This window comes from Actinomadura sp. KC216 (assembly GCF_004348535.1).
GTDB lineage: Bacteria > Actinomycetota > Actinomycetes > Streptosporangiales > Streptosporangiaceae > Spirillospora.
On sequence record NZ_SMJX01000045.1, the window covers coordinates 1 to 16,160 of the forward strand.

A 16,160-nucleotide genomic window follows, 5' to 3' on the forward strand; every position below is an offset into this window, starting at 1 on the left:
CCCCGATGGCGGATGCGAATTGCTGGACCAGGGCACCGACCCGCCCCTGGGCGTCCGCGAACTGCACGTCCCCCGCCCTCAGGCCAGCATTCAGTACCGGCCTGGCGACACCTTCGTGCTCTACACCGACGGGCTCATCGAACGCCGCGGCGAGGACATCGACACTGGCCTGAACCGTCTCGCCGGCAGCCTCGCCGATTGCGCTCGGCTTGGCACCGAGGAACTGGCCGACACCCTCCTGGACCGCCTCGGCGTCGCCGACGGAGGCGCCGACGACATCGCCCTGATCATTGCCCGGCTCTAGGATCCCGGCAGAAGGACCAACGGCCACGCCAGCGCCAGCAAGTCATCCCTGAGCCGAACCCCAGTTCTGTTCGCCCCGAGGGCCGCCGTCGCGAGGAATGCCGCGATCGTCTCGCCGGGGAATCAGACCGCGCCCGGCATCCGCCCCTCGGCGAGGACGGCGGTCGGCGGGGTCGCGGCACAGACACCGAAGTGGGTGAAGACCGCGCTCCAGAAGGCGTCGAGATCTGTCACCGACCATTCCCAGAGTTCCCGGTAGGAGGCGAACTCCAGGCCGGAGCGCGAGCGCAGCCCGTCAACGAACTTGCGCATCCCCGATCCTTCGGGAAAGGCGGATCTGACGGTGCGGAAGGGGGCGGATCACTATGGTGCCGCTCCTTAGGCGAGGTCGAGGGCAGCGGCGGGCGACGCTGTCGGTGTCCAGGCCGTGATGGCGGTCGACGTCCTCCAGTCTGCCGGACTGCCCGAACTCGGATACGCCCAGGTGGACGGCGCGGACCCCGTGAAGTCCGGCGAGGAACGCGAGGGTGTGCGGGTGTCCGTTTAGCAGAGTGACGAGCGGCGCGGCGCGCGGGGAAGGCCGCGTCGAGGATCCACGTGGGCGCGCCGCTGCGCCCCGATCGTGCCTGGACCGCCTTGAACAGCAGGCCGGGGCCGGTCACGCGGACGACGGCGGCGGCGACGCCGACAAAGCCGACCACTACGACCTACCCTGGCTCGGCCCACGAGCACGCGCCGCGATCGAGTACGGCGACGACGGCATCGCACCGCCCGCGATAGCCGGTGGCATCACCCTCCTGGCAGCCGAATGCGTCGTCCCACCTCTACTACAGGCTGGGCTCTGGCCAGTGCACCCCTTCGCCCACCAGGCGCTGGTCGACCTTGGCGACCAGCTCCCCTTCCACTGGCGCGAACTCAAACAACTCCAACGCCGTCACCTGGCCACCCTCGGGCTCAGCCACGACGCCTGCAACCCGTAACTGCGCGAGAGCTTCGCCGAACTGGTCGAACAATCCCTCATCGAGGGCGGACTGCGACCGCTGCACCGCATCCTGAACGAAGGCTCACCCTTAATCGAATCCGGCCTGGTGGACCCGACGGCCTCAAGATCATCGTGGACGACCTAGAGATCGGGCTCTACCGCGAAGAACCCCACTCCAAGCTGGTCGAAGTCATCACTCTCGACCAGGCCGCACGTGCGTTTCTGACCTGATCCACTCCGAGAGATCGAGCCGCTCGGCCCGCCGCGCCATCAGATACAACCGGGCATGCGTCCGCTGCTGCTCGCGCACCAAGGCGAAGCCCTGCGTCTGGTTGTAGCGGGCCACCTGCTCGAAATGGCAGTGTCTCCGCACCCAGTCCACACCGAGCAGGGCGGCTCGATCCACGGCCCACCACGCCATCAACGTCCCCGGCCTCACCCCCGGCTCCCCGCGCAGAGCAGGGTCCGTGATCGATCCCGACAGATACAGGGCAGGCTCGGCCCGCTCAGCGTCGGTCCAGCCCCAAGGCGGGCCCTGATCCTGCACAAGGATCTGCCCCACCACACCGTAAGCGTCGTCGTCCAGAACCCACACGTCCCCACCGGGGTTGTCGCACTGAGCGACCAGATCGTCCAGCGCGTCCCTCCAACTCGGTAGACCGCGCGTCTCCAGCCAGGCACACCGCGCCCGCACCATCCGGGCGACTTGACCGCGATCCGCGCTCGTCGCAGGCCGCATCTGAAGCATCCGCCCATTGTGCGCCCAAACGCTGAGATGCTCAGGCAAGGGCTCAGTCCCTCCGATGCGGACGCCCCCATCGCCGGCGCGGTCGATGAGCTCCTCATGGCAGAGATCGAGCGAGGACAACGTGACGGCGATCTCGACGCCACCGTCCCGGCCCAGTGGATCGAGCGCATTGTGTGGAGCATCGTCTACACCGGTCTCCACGCCGTCGGCGACGGGCTCGTCGCACGACACGGCGTCGATGACCTGATCCGACGCACCCTTCGCGGCGCGATCAGCGCACGATGAGACAGACTGACGGCAACGCTGGCAGCAAGGGCGAACTGTTCAGGTCCGTGGGTCTGGTGCAGTACGTGAGGGCGCACCGGACTTCGGAACGTGAGGCAATGCGTCGCGTGACCTAGGGCGTGTCTCAAAGTGGGATGAGCGGCATGTCCAGCGCCCGACATAGTGAGGTTTCCGGTACAGGAGTCATCGACCAAGAAAACCCTGAGTCCCGGAGACCTCGTGGCCACCCTAGCGGTGACGAGGCGGTTCGACCTGACCGATGAGCAGTGGGCGATCCTGGAGCCGCTGCTGCCGGTGCCCACGCGACCGGGTCGACCGTCCAAGTGGATAAAACGCCAGCTCATCGATGGGATCCGCTGCCGGTGCGGACCGGTGCGCCGTGGCGGGACGTGCCGGAGTGCTACGGCTCCTGGCACGCGGTCTACGCGTTGTTTCGCCGCTGGCAGCGCGCCGGGGCCTGGGCGCGCATCCTGGCGGCCCTGCAGACCCGGGCGGATGCGTCCGGGCTGATCTGCTGGGAGGTGAACGTGGATTCCACGGTAGTGCGGGCGCACCAGCATGCCGCCGGGGCCCGGCGGCGTGGTGATCTGCAGCGTGAGCCGCCCGCGGGTGCGGCCGCCGAGCCGGACGATCATGCGCTGGGCCGTTCCCGTGGCGGGTTGTCGACCAAGGTGCATCTGGCCTGTGAGCAGGGCCAGCGGCCGTTGTCGCTGGTGGTGACGGCCGGGCAGCGTGGGGACGCCCCGCAGTTCGAGGCGGTGACGGCCCAGATCAGTGTCGCCCGGCCGGGACGGGGCCGCCCACCGGCCTTCGACCCGATCGACTACCGCGGCGACCACGCCGTCGAGTGCGGCATCAACCGACTCAAACGCCACCGGGCGGTGGCGACCAGGTACGACAAGCTCTGCGTCCGCTACCAGGCAGTCCTTGAGATCACCGCCATCAACGAATGGCTCCACCTTCTTCGAGACACGACCTAGCGGACGGCGGAAGGACAAGACGTCGCCCACCACGAGTGGGTGCACCGGCCCCTTTACCGGGCCGGTGCAGACTCAGCGCCCTTCTTCATCGGTTCCGCTGCTGGCATGGACTCATCCCGGCGGAACGGCCGGATGGACGAGACCGGCGAGGACTACGCCGCCGCTGAGGTCGTCGTCACCGACTCCGCCAACGAGGTCATCTGCCGTCCAATTGCGGCTGGACGGCCGGGATGGTCTGCCCGGAGTGCCCGGGTGCGGTTGCTACGACCACTCGTGCTTGACGGCACCGCGAGTACATGCACGAGGACGACCGCAACGAGCTGGGCGATGCGCATGCCGCCCGCGGCTACTGCGGATGACGATTCAGGAAAGCGCGCATCCTAATACTGGCAGCGGTAGGTGATCGTGTGTCCGTCTGAGACGTTTCCTGAGTAGATCCAGCCGTGTGGAGCCGCGCCGCCGACACTAACGTAGTACCAAATGTTCCCCGCATTGCTGTAATCATAGCACCAGCCGCCGAGTCGCGTGCCTTTGCGGAGTGTGGCGGTAACGCTGTTACAGCCCTGACCGGGCCCGTCTCTGAGCCAGATAGCCTTCTCTACGGTGGCACCGCCAGGGCCATTAGTATAAGGCTCGGATTCGCAGCTTCTGGAGATATTCGCTGGTGTCCGGTTCGGCGGCTCGTCCGCCACGATCGATGACGCATTCTCCGATCTGACAGGGGAGGCGTTCGCTGCTGCGGGGGACGCTATTACGCTGAGTCCCGCGACGGTGAGGCTGATGGTGAGAGCTTGCAGGGCTTTTCGTGCCACTTTTCCTCCCGCGTGGATAACGCGATTAGTCCGGTGAGAGCTTGCCCTTTCCTTCGGGAAAGGGCCGGTACGCAGACCAGTGTGCCGCCGTGATCGACGGCGTAGTTGCCTATGCGTCCTGAACTCTTGACGTTGCGTCCGAGGTTCGGCTGCTCCCTTGCCTGAGGTGCCGATAGTCGCGAGGAGACATGCCGAACGTCCTGCGGAAGACGCGGCTGAAGTGAGCGCTGCTGGTGAAGCCCCACCGGGCGGCGATCATGCTGATCGGGTGCTTGTCCTGGGCGGGGTTGGTGAGGTCGCGGCGGCACCGCTCCAGGCGGCGTTCGCGGATCGATGCGGCGACCGTGGTGTCGTGGCCGCTGAAGATGTTGTGCAGGTGGCTGGTGGAGATGTGGTGAGCGGCCGCGATGCTTGCGGGGGTCAGATGAGGGTCGGCGAGGTGTGCGTCGATGAAGGCATGGATGCGCGTGATCAACACCCGGTGGCGCGTCTCCGGCGCTACCGCGGTTTCGGCCTCCAGGCGGTGCGCGCACAGCGCGGTGATGAGGTCCATGGCGATGGTCGACAGCCGTGTCGCGTCCGCCGGCGTGTGGCGGCTGAATCCACTGCTGAGCTCGGTCAGACACTGCAAGACCAATGCCCCGAGCCCTTGCCCGCTGGGCAGCCTGGTCGCCAACAGGCGGTCCACGGCGGCACGTCTGAACGGCAGCCGATCTCGCGGGAACTGGGCCATCACTACAGTGGACGTCCGCGCGGCGCAGCCACCGTCCGGGAACATCGTTCCTTGAAAGGGGTGGGATGAATCGTAGAAGAGCAGTTCTCCCCGACTTACAGTGACCGAATTGCTGGCCTGAGTGAATTCGTGATGCCCGTCAAGGCTGAAGGACAGGTGGCAGACCTCGGGGTCCCCTCGGGCGATCAGTTTGTCTGACCGATACGCCTGGGACACAGGTAAAGTGATCTCGGTCACTTGCAGAGTATCGAACTGCAGTAGCCGACCACGCACATGGTAGTCGGCTTTGGAGTCACTATGGACCACGGTGGGCATGAGGGACCGCTCACGTAGCTGATGGGCCCACTGCTCGAATCGTTCTGCTGGGGGAAGGTGAGTGTTTGAAATATCAATTTCGATCATCTTCACCTCGATTTAGATATAGATCAGACATGCGCGGAGGCGATCGGTCCAGTCCAGTGCTCTAGCTGGGTGATCTGGTTAGACTGTAAAGGAACCACCGGCCTCGATATCAAGCCCTCATCCCAAAGCGGATAGGAAGGGTGCTGTTAACCGATGTCCTAATTAGGAGCCGCAGAGGACGGAGCGGCGGACCCGTCCTATCGCAGGCGCCCGCGCGGTGGGATGGACGGCTGTGATGACGAGAGCACCGACGCCTGGGTCTGGTCCCGCCGCCGGTCGTTGATCACGAAAGACCGAACGGTCCACCGCGCCAAGGCGGCTTGGCTCGCCGGTGGCGGCGCTGTTCCCACGACCGCTGGAACACCATAAGCGCAACAGGTCGCGGCACCTACCACCCCGAATGCGGGCGCCAAGGCGGCGAAGGTCTTGTTGCGGCGCAGGTGCACTGCACCAGCACCGGCAGCGCCTGACGGTCGGAGGCAGCCGCCGCCACCGCGAACCCAGGCGCCGGCGGTGCCGCGGGACGAGATCAGCCACGAACGTGCGGCACAAGCGCGTCAGATCGAGGGCAGCCCGATAGAACAGCACCAGGGCTCCCGGTGGAGACTCGGCGACCGGGTCAGCGCCATGCGCATTCGACGGTCAGCACGCAAAATGGGCTGATCATTCCGGAGCCTGCTGCCCTAGTGATCACGACACACCGTCACGCACCGGACTTCGAGACAAGTCCTAGTGGTGAATGACGCGGTAACGCGAAACGATCGCGCCGCCGTTGAACACCTTGGCATCGGTCAGTTCGAGGCCGAGGTCGATCGTGAGTCCCTCGAACACCTGAGGTCCGGCGCTGAGGACGGCAGGGCTCACGGCGAGCAGGTACTCATCGATCAGACCGGGCGCGGCGGCGATCGGCGCGAGGGTCTTGGGGCCGCAGGACAGGATGATGTCCTTGCCGTCCTGCCGCTTCAATGCGGTGAGTTCGTTGACCAGATCGCCTCGGAGGACCAGACGGTCGGTGGCGGGTGGCAGGGTCGTGGAGAAGACGACCTTGGTCATGTTCCGTTGCACCCTGGCGAACTCGCGGTCTGCGGCGGTGATGACGGGCGCGTCGTCGGGCGTCTCTCCGCGGGCGACCCTGTCCCACCAGGGCACGATCGCCTCGTAGGTCGTCCTGCCCATGGCCCAGGTGTCTGCCTGGGAGAACTGCTCGGCGATGTAGGCCGTTTCCTCCTCGGCCCACGGGAACGGCTCCCAGAACGCCCCCTCGGCGTTGGCGATGCGGTTGTTCACGGTGGTCTGCATGTGGAACACGATCTTTCGCACCTGGACGGCCTCCCTGGTCGTGATCACTCGCAGGAAAGACCATCCCCGGCGCGAAAACTTATCGGTGTCCGAGCCACCGACAGGCGCCGACCATGATCCTTACGCCCGAGGTGGCGGGCGGGCAGCGCGACGAGCGTGGACCAGCGGCACCACCATGCCGTTGAGGTGTCGCCGCGGTCGTGCGTGCTCATCACGAATGCGACCGGTCGCCGCGCGGGACGGTCTGGAGCGCGATCGCCGCCGCGACGGCCTGGCCCTCGTCGAGGACGACAGGTGGCAGCCGGGTGGCGCGACCGAGCCGGTAACGTCCGGCCCGCCCTCGGCATGCTGTTTCCGCCTTGACGATCATCGAGACCGGCGTCCCCGGTCGGTCGCGCCTCGATCCGATGGGCGGGGCGGTCCCGGGGCGGTGCCCACCGAGGTGGGACGACCGTAATGTTCATAGCGGCCGGTGGGAGGGACCATGCGGAAAAGGCCGGGGACGGCTTCAGGGGTCGGGATGTTGTTGGCCGAGGTGGTCGGCGGTGCTGTCATCTCGGTGGGGAGCGGGGCCTTCGGGCTGGAGACGCGAGTCACAGCGTCCCGTCTCCCGGCGGGGACCGGTGGATCGCCCATCCCGGCAACGTCATCGGTACCGGTGTACTCCTGACGCTGTCCGGAATCGCCGCCTTGGCCTGGGGCGGCCATCGGTTGAGGTCCACCCGGCTTGATTGATCCCGTCCCGGATGTCGCCCGCGCCGACGGGCGCCCCCCGGGTTGTCGGCACCGCGTCCGGCGAAGTGGCGCTGTCATTCGGTGGTGCTCCGCGGCCGCCCGGCGACGGCGGTGCGGGGGATGCCGGACGCAGGAGCCGCATGTGTTCGTCACTAGGTATCGCCACCATGTAGGACGTGGTCAGAGCACTGGTGGATTCCTCCTGGCGGCCATGACCGTGTGCGAGTGCGAGGCAGTGACGTCGCAAGGAGGACGGGTGTGGTTCGTCCGGTGCCGTCGTCGGTGGATGCGGGGGAGCGTGTCACCTTCTGGGTTCTGCGGCGGTTTCCGGCCGGGGCGCGGCGGCGGAGGTAGGTGTTCATGATCCAGCCCTAGCGGGCGCGGGCGGATCGCAGGCGAACCGGCACGCCGCCGACCCGCGGGGAGACGGAGTGGAGCAGTAGTGCCAGCTTCAGATCGTCAAGCCGGACGATGGCGGTGAACGGATAGGTGTTTCTCCCCATCGTGTCTTATTGCGACTTCCTTGCAACTGCGACCTGTGTCACCATTGCGGGGTAGGCGACGGCGGACGAGGAAGCCGGTGCGATTCCGGCGCGGTCCCGCCACTGTGATCGGCGAGCGGATCCCGACGACGCCACTGCCCGCGCGAGCGGGCGGGAAGGCCGGGACGAGCATCGACCCGAGAGCCAGGAGACTCACGCGGTCGCCTCCTCGACAGGGCTGGGGCGGATCTCCCCAGAGAGGAGAGGGCAGCATGCCCAGAGGCACAACATGCCCGGTCACGCGCCGGACGGCCGCATGCCGGGCCGCCGCCGTACGCTCCGGTACTCGTATGCGGGCAGCGGTGTTGGCGCTGTTCGTCGCGGTCGTGCTGGTCTGGGTCTCCGGATGCGGCGGCGACACGGGACGTGCCGGAGACGACCGCGCGGGAGCGGCGCCGTCCGGTTTCCCGGCGACGGTGGCCAACTGCGGGGTGACGACCACCTACCAGCGCCCGCCGAAGCGTGCGGTGTCGCTGAACCAGCACGCGACCGAGGTGATGCTCGCTCTCGACCTGGAGAAGTCGATGGTCGGGACGGGCTACCTCGATGACCGGATCCTCCCGGAGTTCCGGGCCGCTTACGACCGGGTGAAGGTGCTGTCGAAGGAGTATCCCTCCTACGAGGCGCTGCTTGAGGCCGAGCCCGACTTCGTCTACGGCGGATGGGCGAGCACATTCGAGGACGGCCGCAGCCGGGCCGCGTTGAAGAAGGCCGGGATCGACACCCACCTCAATATCGAGGAATGCCCCAAGGGCCCGGTGACCATGGCCACGGTCGAGGAGGAGATCCGGACCGTCGCCAAGATCTTCGGCGTCCCGGACCGGGCCGAGCGGCGCATCGCCGCGCTGCGCGCCGTCCTGGAGCGGGTCAAGGCGCGGCTCGCCGAGCCGGCTCCCGCCGCGACCCCCGTCAGGGTCGCCGTCTACGACAGCGGCGACAAGACCGTGTACACCGCGGGCGGCGCCGGGATCGGCAACGAGATCATCCGGCTGGCGGGCGGGACCAACCTGTTCTCCGACGTGAGCAAGGCCTACGGGGACGTCTCGTTCGAGCAACTGGCCGCGCGGGCGCCCGAGGCCATCGTCATCTACGACTACGGAGACCAGCCCGCCGAGGACAAGAAGAGATTCCTGCTGTCCAGCCCGGCGCTGAAGGACGTCCCCGCCATCAGGAACAAGCGGTTCGCGGTCCTGCCGCTGTCGTCCACGGTGACCGGCGTCCGAGCGGCCTCCGCTGTCGAGTCGCTGGCCCGCCAGCTGCACCCGGACCGGTTCGGATGACCGGCCTCGCCGAGCCACGCGTCTCCGGCGGACGGGCGCCGGTCGCCGCCGCCCACCGCGCCCGCACCCGCCTTCCCTATCCGCTGGTCCTGGCGCTGTTCGGCGGGCTGGTGCTGGTGGCGGGCACGGCGGGGATCGCCGCGGGCTCGGTGCGGATCCCGCCCGGCCAGGTCTGGGGCATCCTGCTCCACCAGCTTCATCCCGCCCTGGCGGACCCGGCCTGGTCACCGGTCCGCGAGACGATCGTGATGGACGTCCGGCTGCCCCGCGTGCTGCTGTGCGCGGTGGTCGGAGCGGGCCTGTCGGTCTGCGGGATGGCCCTGCAAGCCGTGGTCCGCAACCCCCTGGCCGACCCCATGCTGCTGGGCGTGTCCTCGGGCGCGATGGTCGGCGCGGTGCTCGTGGTGGTGTTCCCGGTCGCGTGGTTCGGCATGTTCTCCATGCCGCTGGCCGCCTTCGCGGGCGCGCTACTGGCGTTGGTGCTGGTGTACTTCCTGGCCCGCTCCGGCGGACGGATGACCACGGTGCGGCTGGTGCTGGCGGGCGTCGCCACCGCCGAGGTGCTCACGGCGGTCGCGAGCTACCTGGTCATCACCTCCGACGACCCCCGCGCCGCCGAATCGGCGCTGCGCTGGATGCTCGGCGGCCTGGCCGGTACCACCTGGACGCTGCTGTGGCTCCCCGCCGCCGTGGTCCTCGCGGGCACGGCGGTGCTGCTCGGGCTGTCCCGTCCGCTCAACCTGCTGCTGGCCGGGGAGGAGGCCGCCGCGGCCCTGGGCCTGGACGTGCACCGCTTCCGCGGGGCGCTGTTCACGCTGGTCGCCCTGATGATCGGCGCGATCGTCGCGGTCAGCGGCTCCATCGGGTTCGTCGGGCTGATCATGCCGCATGCGGTGCGGCTGCTCGTCGGCGCCGACCACCGCCGCGCCCTGCCCGCCGCGGCCCTGCTCGGCGCCGGGTTCCTGATCCTCGCCGATCTGGCCGCGCGGACCCTGATCAGCCCCGAGGAGGTCCCCGTCGGCATCCTCACCGCTCTGGTCGGCGGCCCCTTCTTCCTCCTCCTGATGCGGCGGAAGGCGGCGCGGTGACCATGGACGCGCCGACCACGGGCACCGGCCCCCCGGCCGGGACGCTGCGGGCCGAGGAGGTCTCCGTCGTCATCGACGGCCGGACCCTGGTGGACGCCGTCTCGCTGACCGCGGCGCCGGCAGAGATCGTCGGGCTCGTCGGCCCCAACGGCGCCGGGAAATCCACCCTGCTGCGCACCTTCTACCGCGCGCGGCGCCCCACCTCGGGACGGGTCCTGCTGGACGGCGAGGACGTCTGGCGCATGCCCGGCAAACACCTCTCCAGGCGCCTGGCCGCCGTCCTCCAGGAGACGCCCGGCGACTTCGAGCTGACCGTGTACGACGTCGTGGCGATGGGCCGCACCCCGCACAAGCGCGCCTTCCAGGGCGACGACACCGGTGACCGCGAGATCATCACCGGATCGCTGGCGGAACTGGAGGCCGCGCACCTGGTCGACGCGCCGTTCGATCGCCTGTCCGGAGGCGAGAAGCAGCGCGTCCTCATCGCCCGCGCGCTGGCCCAGCGAACCGGGATCCTGGTCCTGGACGAGCCGACCAACCACCTGGACCTGCGGCACCAGATCGACGCCCTCCGTCTCGTCCGCCGCCTCGGCGTCACCGCGGTCGTCGCCCTGCACGACCTCAACCTGGCCGCCTCGTTCTGCGACCGCCTCCACGTCCTGGACGCCGGCCGGACCGTCGCGACAGGGCCACCGGGTGACGTGCTCACGCCGGAACTGCTGGCCGACGTCTACCGCGTCGACGCCGAGGTCGCCGAGCATCCCCGCAGCGGCCACCCGCAGATCACCGTTCTTCCCCCAGGACCCATCTGAGAAATGGCGAGCCGATGACCCGGATATCGCGTGGCTGAACTCCGAAAACCCGGCGGAAGGTGAACTCCGAAAACGTCTGCCGGTTGCCGCGGAAAGGAGGACCGCATCCATGACGCGTCTCTCGCCCGTCTCGCCCGACACCGTCATGGCGGCGCTCGCCGAGGCCGCCTCGCTGGGCGGCTTCTTCGCGATCGCCGTGGGAGGCCCGGAGACCGGATGGCGACCGGCCGACGACGCCTACGCCGACGGCATGCAGGACCTGGTCGACGCCACCGCGCTGCGCTACGGCGCCGCCGAGATGCGGATCGCGGCCTCGATCACGCAGCTCGGGCATGCGGCGCGGCTGTGGTCACCGGTCCTGTACGGTGCGGCCGCGCACGGCATCGTCCTCGACCTGGGAGAACTGCGGCGGGCCGAGAGCGGTCCCGCACTCGGTGTCCCGGCCCCGCGAGGCCACCGCGTACCCGCGCCGGACGGGCGCCTCGCGGAGGCGCTCTACCAGGCGGTGGTCGTCCGGCACTTGGACCGCCTGGCGGCGGGCCTGCGCGTCAAGGTCGCCGCCGGCCTGCTGTACGGCAACGCGGCCTCGGCCCTGGCCGAGGCCGCCCGCGCGACCCTGACCGCCCGCCCGGAACTGCACGCCGGCCTCGCCGAGCTCACCGGGGAGCTGCTGAGCACTGGCCGTCTCTCCGGGACCGGGCGGATCATTTCGGCCCGCCTGGGCTTCCGGCGCCGCAGCTGCTGCCTGTACTACCGGGTTCCGGACGGGGAGAAGTGCGAGGACTGCTCATTGGCGAAGCAGGCCGGCGATCAAGGAATTGCGGAAAAGAACGCGCTCGGCCCCCGTTGACCGCTAAGCCGATATCCACTTACGCTACTTGCAACTAGATCGCAGGTGCGCAGAACTTGCGATAGAGGGTGCATGTTCTGTGCGCTCCGAAAGGAGACCGCCATGGCACACCACGGATTCGCCGAGCCGGAGGAGCCCCAGAAGGGGCTGAAGTCCCACACCCCCGCGGTGGACGCCCCGTTCGAGTGGCGCGAGGACCGCGAAACCGAGCAGGCCGAGGAGGCCGAGAACTGACCGACTACTGACCGGGTGTCGGGGGAGCGGCCCGCGGGCCGCTCCCTCACCCCTCAACCGGGCGGGACGGGAAGGAGCGATGAGGAGCCGGTGAAAGCCCAGATCGTGCGCGGCGACCGATCGGGTCTCGTCGAGCGGGTCGAGCTCGACCGGCCGCGGGTGCGTCCCGTCCCGTCGTGCGTCTCCTACAGCGCCTGGGCGTCGTCGCATCCCCAGCACGCGCCATGGACGGTCGACACCGTCACCGGCGGTGCCGCGCTGGCCGATCACGAGGCCGCCCGCCGGGCCGCCATAGGCGAGGCCGTCGAACGCTACTGCGCGAACGTCGTGCCTCCCCGGCTTCCCACCGGATCGTTCACGGCGCTCCGCCGAGCGGGCGCGGACGCGGTCGACCCGCGCGAGTTCGCGCTGTACTCGGCCGCGCAGTACGCACACCGCGGCTTTCCCTTCGTCGCGCTGACACCGGGCCTGGAGATCGCCTGGGCACCGGGCCGCACGCTCGATGGCGACGACGAGATCCTCGTGCCCGCCTCCCTGGTCTACGTCAACTACTTCCGCGGCGAGCGCGCCGCCGAGCCGCCCACCAACTACCCGTTGCTCGCCGGGACGGCCGCTGGGACGAGCGCGCTGGAGGCGACCCTTCCCGCGCTGGAAGAGCTGTTGGAACGCGACGCGGTCACGCTCTGGTGGCTCAGCGGAGCCCCCGCGACCGCCCCCGCCTTCGAGCCGGACGCGAACGGGCCCCTGGCGACCGCGCTCACCGAGGCCGAGCGGGCCGGGCTGCGCGTGTCCCTGCTGCGCATCCCCTCGACCTTCGAGGTGCAGGTCGCCGGAGTCTTCGTCGAGGACCCGGCGCGCCGGCTGGTCGCCTTCGGCAGCGCCTGCCGCCCGGCGCCGGAGGCGGCGACCGCGAAGGCGTTTACCGAGGCCCTCGGCATGCACGAGGCGGGCCTGGACCTGCTGGACGCCGGCGGACCGTTCTGGACAGCCGTCCGCGCAGGGAAGATCACCGGCCGGCCGTACCGAGCCCATCGCAGTGACCGCGCCTACCTCGACGGCTTCCGCCCGGATCTCCGCGACGTCAACGACGTGCGGCTGCATCTCCAGCTCTACCTCGACCCGCGGGCGCAGGACGGGCGGCTGGCCCGGCTCCGCCACCCCAGGCCCGCTCACCCAGCACCCGCTCATCCCGCCCCCGCTCACCCCGGGTCCGCCCGCGCCGAGCCTGCCGCCGTTCCGGCCGGGCCGCACCAGCGGCTCGGCCGCTACCTGAGCCTGCTCGACGACCAGGGGCTGCGCGCCGTCGTAGTCGACCTCACGACCCGCGAGGCCGCGGAGGCCGGGCTGAGCGTCGTCCGCGTCATCGTGCCGGGCCTGTACTCCAACGCCCCCGCGGCGTTCCCTTTCCTCGGCGGCGAGCGGCTCTACCGAGAGCCGCCGGCGCGGGGCTGGACGCCCGGCCCGCTCACCGAGGACGGCCTCGTCCGCGACCCCCTCCCGTTCTCCTGACCCACCCCACCTGGAAGGAACGCCCCATGCGTCTCGGGCTGGCCCTGGGCTACGGCGGAGAGCCGATCGAAGACGTGCTGCCGATCGTCGAGCACGCCGAACGCATCGGCGTCGACTCGGTGTGGAGCGTCGAGGAGTACGGCCCCGACGCCGTCAGCGTCCTCGGATACCTCGCCGCCGTGACCGAACGCGTCAAGCTCGGCACCGCCGTCATGCAGATCCCCGCCAGAACCCCGGCGGCCACCGCGATGACCGCGATGACCCTGGACGTCCTGTCGAACGGACGCTTCCAGCTCGGTCTCGGACTGTCGGTGCCCTGGATCGCCGAGGGCTGGCATGGGCAGCCCTACGCCCGCCCGCTCCAGCGCGTCCGCGAGTACGCCGAGATCGTCCGCAAGGCGGTCGCGCGGGACGAGCGCGTCCACCACGAAGGCGAGATATACCAGCTTCCCTACCATGGGCCCGGGTCCACCGGACGGGCACGGCCAGTCCGATCGGAGATGGAACCGCTACGCTCGCGCATCCCGCTCTACCTGGGCGCCATCGGCCCGAAGAGCGTCGCGCTGGCGGGCGAGATCGCCGACGGCTGGCTGTCGGGAATGTACGCCCCCGAGCATGAGAAGGCCCTGACCCGTCCCCTCGACGAGGGAAGCCACCGGGGCGGGCGCGCTCCCGGCGACGTCAAGATCGCCCCGATCCTGTACGTGGCCCGCGCCGCGACGGCGGCCGAGGGGCGCGACGAGCTGCGCCCGCTGTTCGCGCACCTGATCGGCGCCGCCGGCGCAGGCGTCCGCAACACCTATTTCGACGTGGCCTGCCAGATGGGATACGAAGGCGCGGCCCACGACATCCGCGACCACCTCGCCGAAGGACGCAGGGACGACGCCGCCGCGGCAGTCCCCGGCACGCTCCTCGACCAGGTCGCGCTCGCGGGGCCGCTCCCGGCGATCGTCGACCGGATCTCCGCCTGGAAGGACTCGCGCGTGGAAACCCTGATCCTCCTCAGCCGCGACACCGAACTGCTGGAAGCCGCGCAGGCCGCCCTGTGACACCCGCGGAGCCCACCGGCGAAACCGCGCCCGCCCGGCCGGGCACCGGGATGCGGTCGATCTGGAAGCTCGCCCTCCCGCTGATGGTCGCCGGGCTCACCCAGATCTCGCTCAACGTCGTCGACACCATCCTGCTGGCCCGGCTCTCGACGAGCGCCCTCGGCGCGTTCGCCCTGGCCGCCCCCGTCTATCTGGTGGCGCTGGTCATCGTCCGCGGCTGGGCCACCGCCGTCCAGGTGAAGGTGGCCCAGCATCACGGCGCGGGGCGTCGCGGGGAGGTCGCACAGGTCGTCCGGACCGGAGTACTTACCTCCGCGGCCGCCGGAGTCGCCGTGGGCGCTGCCCTGTACGTCACCGCCGTACCCGTGCTGACCGTCTTGGGCGCCGACGACGACCTGATCGGCCCGGGCGCCGGCTACCTGCGCGTGCTCGCCGTCGCCGTCCCGTTCGCGGCGGTCTCCTTCACCCTGCAGGGCGCCTGCGCGGGCATCGGCGCGACCCGTGTCTCGATGTACACCGCGCTGCTGGCCAACGCCGTCAACCTGCCCCTCGGCCTGCTGCTGATCTTCGGCGCGGACCTCGGCGTGCACGGCGCCGCGGCCGCCACTCTCGCCGCCACCGCCGCCGGCACCGTCTACCTGCTCGCCTACGCCAGAACCAGGTTCCCTCGCGTGCGGGCCGTCCCCGCCGCCACCGCCCAGATCACCCGCGGCCTGTGGCGAATCGGATGGCCGGAGATGTGCGCGATGGGCATCGGCTACTTCAACGAGGCGCTGCTCGCCGCGTTCGCCGCCCGGATGAGCCCCCACGACCTGGCCGCCTACCGCATCGTCGACAACCTCACGCTCGTGCTGTTCACCGTCCTGACCAGCGCCGCCACGGCCATCACCATCCTTGCCGGACAGGCACTCGGCGCGGGCGACCGCGACCGCGCAGAAGCGTGGCGGCGCGCCGGGCTGCGGCTGCTGTCGGTCCTGCTCCTGGTCCCCGCCGCCGCCGTGTTTCTAGGCGGCGGCCCGCTGACCTCCCTGATCGCCTCCGATCCGGCGGTCGCCGACCGTGCCTGGTCGGCCATACCTCTGGCGCTGTTCAGCCTGGCGCCCCTGCTGCCCGCCCTCGCCTACGGGGCCGCGCTGCGCGCCGCGGGCGACACCCGCTCGGTCATGGTCGCCTCCGTTGTCGGTGACTACGCCGCGCTGATCCCGCTCGCCTGGCTGCTCGGCGTCCATCTGGGCCTCGGCCTGCCCGGCCTCTACCTCGCCTGGACGGCGTTCGGGGCCCTCTACTCCCTGCTACTCCGCCGCCGCCATCGCCAGGCCCGCCGGTCCCGCACTCAACCCGCGCAGACCTAAACGCCTAGGTCAGCCAGAGTGCTCCCCGCGCACGCGGGGATGGTCCCCAGACCAGGAACTTGATCATGACGGGTTCCGGGTGCTCCCCGGCGTACGCGGGGATGGTCCCTTGAAGCCGGGAACGGCGAAGACGACGTCGGCGTGCTCCCCGCGTATGCGGGGATG

Annotated in this window: 16 protein-coding genes, 1 pseudogene and 1 riboswitch; of the genes and pseudogenes, 12 read left to right on the top strand and 5 right to left on the bottom strand. The window is 69.8% G+C overall.

Features of this window, described 5'->3' with window-relative positions; genetic code table 11:
* Positions 1-304, top strand: a 304-nt coding sequence (locus E1264_RS10535) for a PP2C family protein-serine/threonine phosphatase (protein WP_132172114.1), incomplete at its 5' end; no start/stop codon positions are given.
* 122 nt (positions 305-426) lie between these two features.
* On the opposite strand, the gene E1264_RS10540 is transcribed toward E1264_RS10535, so the two are convergent.
* Positions 427-615, bottom strand: a complete 189-nt coding sequence (locus E1264_RS10540) for an acetyl-coenzyme A synthetase N-terminal domain-containing protein (RefSeq protein WP_132172116.1) — start codon at positions 613-615, stop codon at positions 427-429.
* Positions 616-854: 239 nt separating this feature from the next.
* Here E1264_RS10540 and E1264_RS44550 point away from each other — a divergent pair, with 239 nt between their 5' ends.
* Positions 855-1,283: a hypothetical protein gene (locus tag E1264_RS44550; protein WP_207935839.1), complete on the top strand. Its 429-nt coding sequence runs from the start codon at positions 855-857 to the stop codon at positions 1,281-1,283.
* 195 nt (positions 1,284-1,478) lie between these two features.
* Here E1264_RS44550 and E1264_RS10555 read toward each other — a convergent pair whose 3' ends face one another.
* Entirely contained in the window at positions 1,479-2,033 is a 555-nt protein-coding gene (locus tag E1264_RS10555; protein WP_132172120.1) for a GNAT family N-acetyltransferase, read from the bottom strand.
* A 96-nt stretch (positions 2,034-2,129) separates the two neighbouring features.
* On the opposite strand from E1264_RS10555, the gene E1264_RS10560 reads away from it, so the two are divergent.
* Positions 2,130-2,318 (top strand): hypothetical protein, encoded by a 189-nt coding sequence (locus E1264_RS10560; protein WP_207935840.1) that lies wholly within the window; start codon positions 2,130-2,132, stop codon positions 2,316-2,318.
* A 252-nt stretch (positions 2,319-2,570) separates the two neighbouring features.
* Positions 2,571-3,298 (top strand): annotated as a pseudogene (locus E1264_RS10565) (IS5 family transposase).
* A gap of 921 nt (positions 3,299-4,219) precedes the next feature.
* Here the strand turns inward: E1264_RS10565 and E1264_RS10575 are convergent.
* From E1264_RS10575 to E1264_RS43260, 3 genes are all read right to left on the bottom strand, one after another.
* The gene (locus E1264_RS10575) at positions 4,220-5,245 is read right to left on the bottom strand and encodes a helix-turn-helix domain-containing protein (protein ID WP_243710855.1); all 1,026 of its coding nucleotides are present in this window, start codon (positions 5,243-5,245) and stop codon (positions 4,220-4,222) included.
* Positions 5,246-5,974: 729 nt separating this feature from the next.
* Positions 5,975-6,565 (bottom strand): dihydrofolate reductase family protein, encoded by a 591-nt coding sequence (locus tag E1264_RS10580; RefSeq protein WP_132172124.1) that lies wholly within the window; start codon positions 6,563-6,565, stop codon positions 5,975-5,977.
* A gap of 190 nt (positions 6,566-6,755) precedes the next feature.
* On the bottom strand, positions 6,756-6,914 hold the full coding sequence (locus E1264_RS43260; RefSeq protein ID WP_165964112.1) for a hypothetical protein: 159 nt from the start codon (positions 6,912-6,914) through the stop codon (positions 6,756-6,758).
* 884 nt (positions 6,915-7,798) lie between these two features.
* Positions 7,799-7,997, top strand: a riboswitch (cobalamin riboswitch).
* Positions 7,998-8,111: 114 nt separating this feature from the next.
* Here E1264_RS43260 and E1264_RS10585 point away from each other — a divergent pair.
* The 8 genes from E1264_RS10585 (at position 8,112) to E1264_RS10615 (ending at position 15,995) form a co-directional block, all read left to right on the top strand.
* Positions 8,112-9,101, top strand: a complete 990-nt coding sequence (locus E1264_RS10585) for an ABC transporter substrate-binding protein (RefSeq protein WP_132172126.1) — start codon at positions 8,112-8,114, stop codon at positions 9,099-9,101.
* Positions 9,098-10,189 carry an iron ABC transporter permease gene (locus E1264_RS10590; RefSeq protein ID WP_132172128.1) on the top strand — a complete coding sequence of 364 codons (1,092 nt, stop codon included), beginning with the start codon at positions 9,098-9,100 and terminating at the stop codon, positions 10,187-10,189. The genes E1264_RS10585 and E1264_RS10590 overlap by 4 nt, the downstream gene beginning before the upstream one ends.
* Positions 10,190-10,191: 2 nt before the next feature.
* Complete coding sequence (locus tag E1264_RS10595; RefSeq protein WP_132172176.1) at positions 10,192-11,001, top strand: ABC transporter ATP-binding protein; 810 nt, start codon at positions 10,192-10,194, stop codon at positions 10,999-11,001.
* A gap of 109 nt (positions 11,002-11,110) precedes the next feature.
* On the top strand, positions 11,111-11,851 hold the full coding sequence (locus E1264_RS10600; RefSeq protein WP_132172130.1) for a (2Fe-2S)-binding protein: 741 nt from the start codon (positions 11,111-11,113) through the stop codon (positions 11,849-11,851).
* 102 nt (positions 11,852-11,953) lie between these two features.
* Positions 11,954-12,085 carry a hypothetical protein gene (locus tag E1264_RS45895; RefSeq protein WP_279490325.1) on the top strand — a complete coding sequence of 44 codons (132 nt, stop codon included), beginning with the start codon at positions 11,954-11,956 and terminating at the stop codon, positions 12,083-12,085.
* Positions 12,086-12,175: 90 nt separating this feature from the next.
* A complete protein-coding gene (locus tag E1264_RS10605) occupies positions 12,176-13,594 on the top strand; it encodes a YcaO-like family protein (RefSeq protein ID WP_165964113.1) in 1,419 nt (472 codons plus the stop codon).
* Positions 13,595-13,620: 26 nt separating this feature from the next.
* Positions 13,621-14,643, top strand: a complete 1,023-nt coding sequence (locus tag E1264_RS10610; protein ID WP_132172134.1) for an LLM class F420-dependent oxidoreductase — start codon at positions 13,621-13,623, stop codon at positions 14,641-14,643.
* Positions 14,640-15,995, top strand: a complete 1,356-nt coding sequence (locus tag E1264_RS10615; protein WP_132172136.1) for an MATE family efflux transporter — start codon at positions 14,640-14,642, stop codon at positions 15,993-15,995. Before E1264_RS10610 ends, E1264_RS10615 begins: the two co-directional genes overlap by 4 nt.
* Positions 15,996-16,160 lie beyond the last annotated feature (165 nt).

Bases quoted from the DNA above. Each gene is read 5' to 3' on its own strand.
- E1264_RS10540 (WP_132172116.1), bottom strand. From the start codon at position 615: ATGCGCAAGTTCGTTGACGGGCTGCGCTCGCGCTCCGGCCTGGAGTTC.
- E1264_RS10555 (WP_132172120.1), bottom strand. From the start codon at position 2,033: ATGCTTCAGATGCGGCCTGCGACGAGCGCGGATCGCGGTCAAGTCGCC.
- E1264_RS10560 (WP_207935840.1), top strand. From the start codon at position 2,130: ATGGCAGAGATCGAGCGAGGACAACGTGACGGCGATCTCGACGCCACC.
- E1264_RS10575 (WP_243710855.1), bottom strand. From the start codon at position 5,245: ATGATCGAAATTGATATTTCAAACACTCACCTTCCCCCAGCAGAACGA.
- E1264_RS43260 (WP_165964112.1), bottom strand. From the start codon at position 6,914: ATGATCGTCAAGGCGGAAACAGCATGCCGAGGGCGGGCCGGACGTTAC.
- E1264_RS10585 (WP_132172126.1), top strand. From the start codon at position 8,112: ATGCGGGCAGCGGTGTTGGCGCTGTTCGTCGCGGTCGTGCTGGTCTGG.
- E1264_RS10590 (WP_132172128.1), top strand. From the start codon at position 9,098: ATGACCGGCCTCGCCGAGCCACGCGTCTCCGGCGGACGGGCGCCGGTC.
- E1264_RS10595 (WP_132172176.1), top strand. From the start codon at position 10,192: ATGGACGCGCCGACCACGGGCACCGGCCCCCCGGCCGGGACGCTGCGG.
- E1264_RS10600 (WP_132172130.1), top strand. From the start codon at position 11,111: ATGACGCGTCTCTCGCCCGTCTCGCCCGACACCGTCATGGCGGCGCTC.
- E1264_RS45895 (WP_279490325.1), top strand. From the start codon at position 11,954: ATGGCACACCACGGATTCGCCGAGCCGGAGGAGCCCCAGAAGGGGCTG.
- E1264_RS10610 (WP_132172134.1), top strand. From the start codon at position 13,621: ATGCGTCTCGGGCTGGCCCTGGGCTACGGCGGAGAGCCGATCGAAGAC.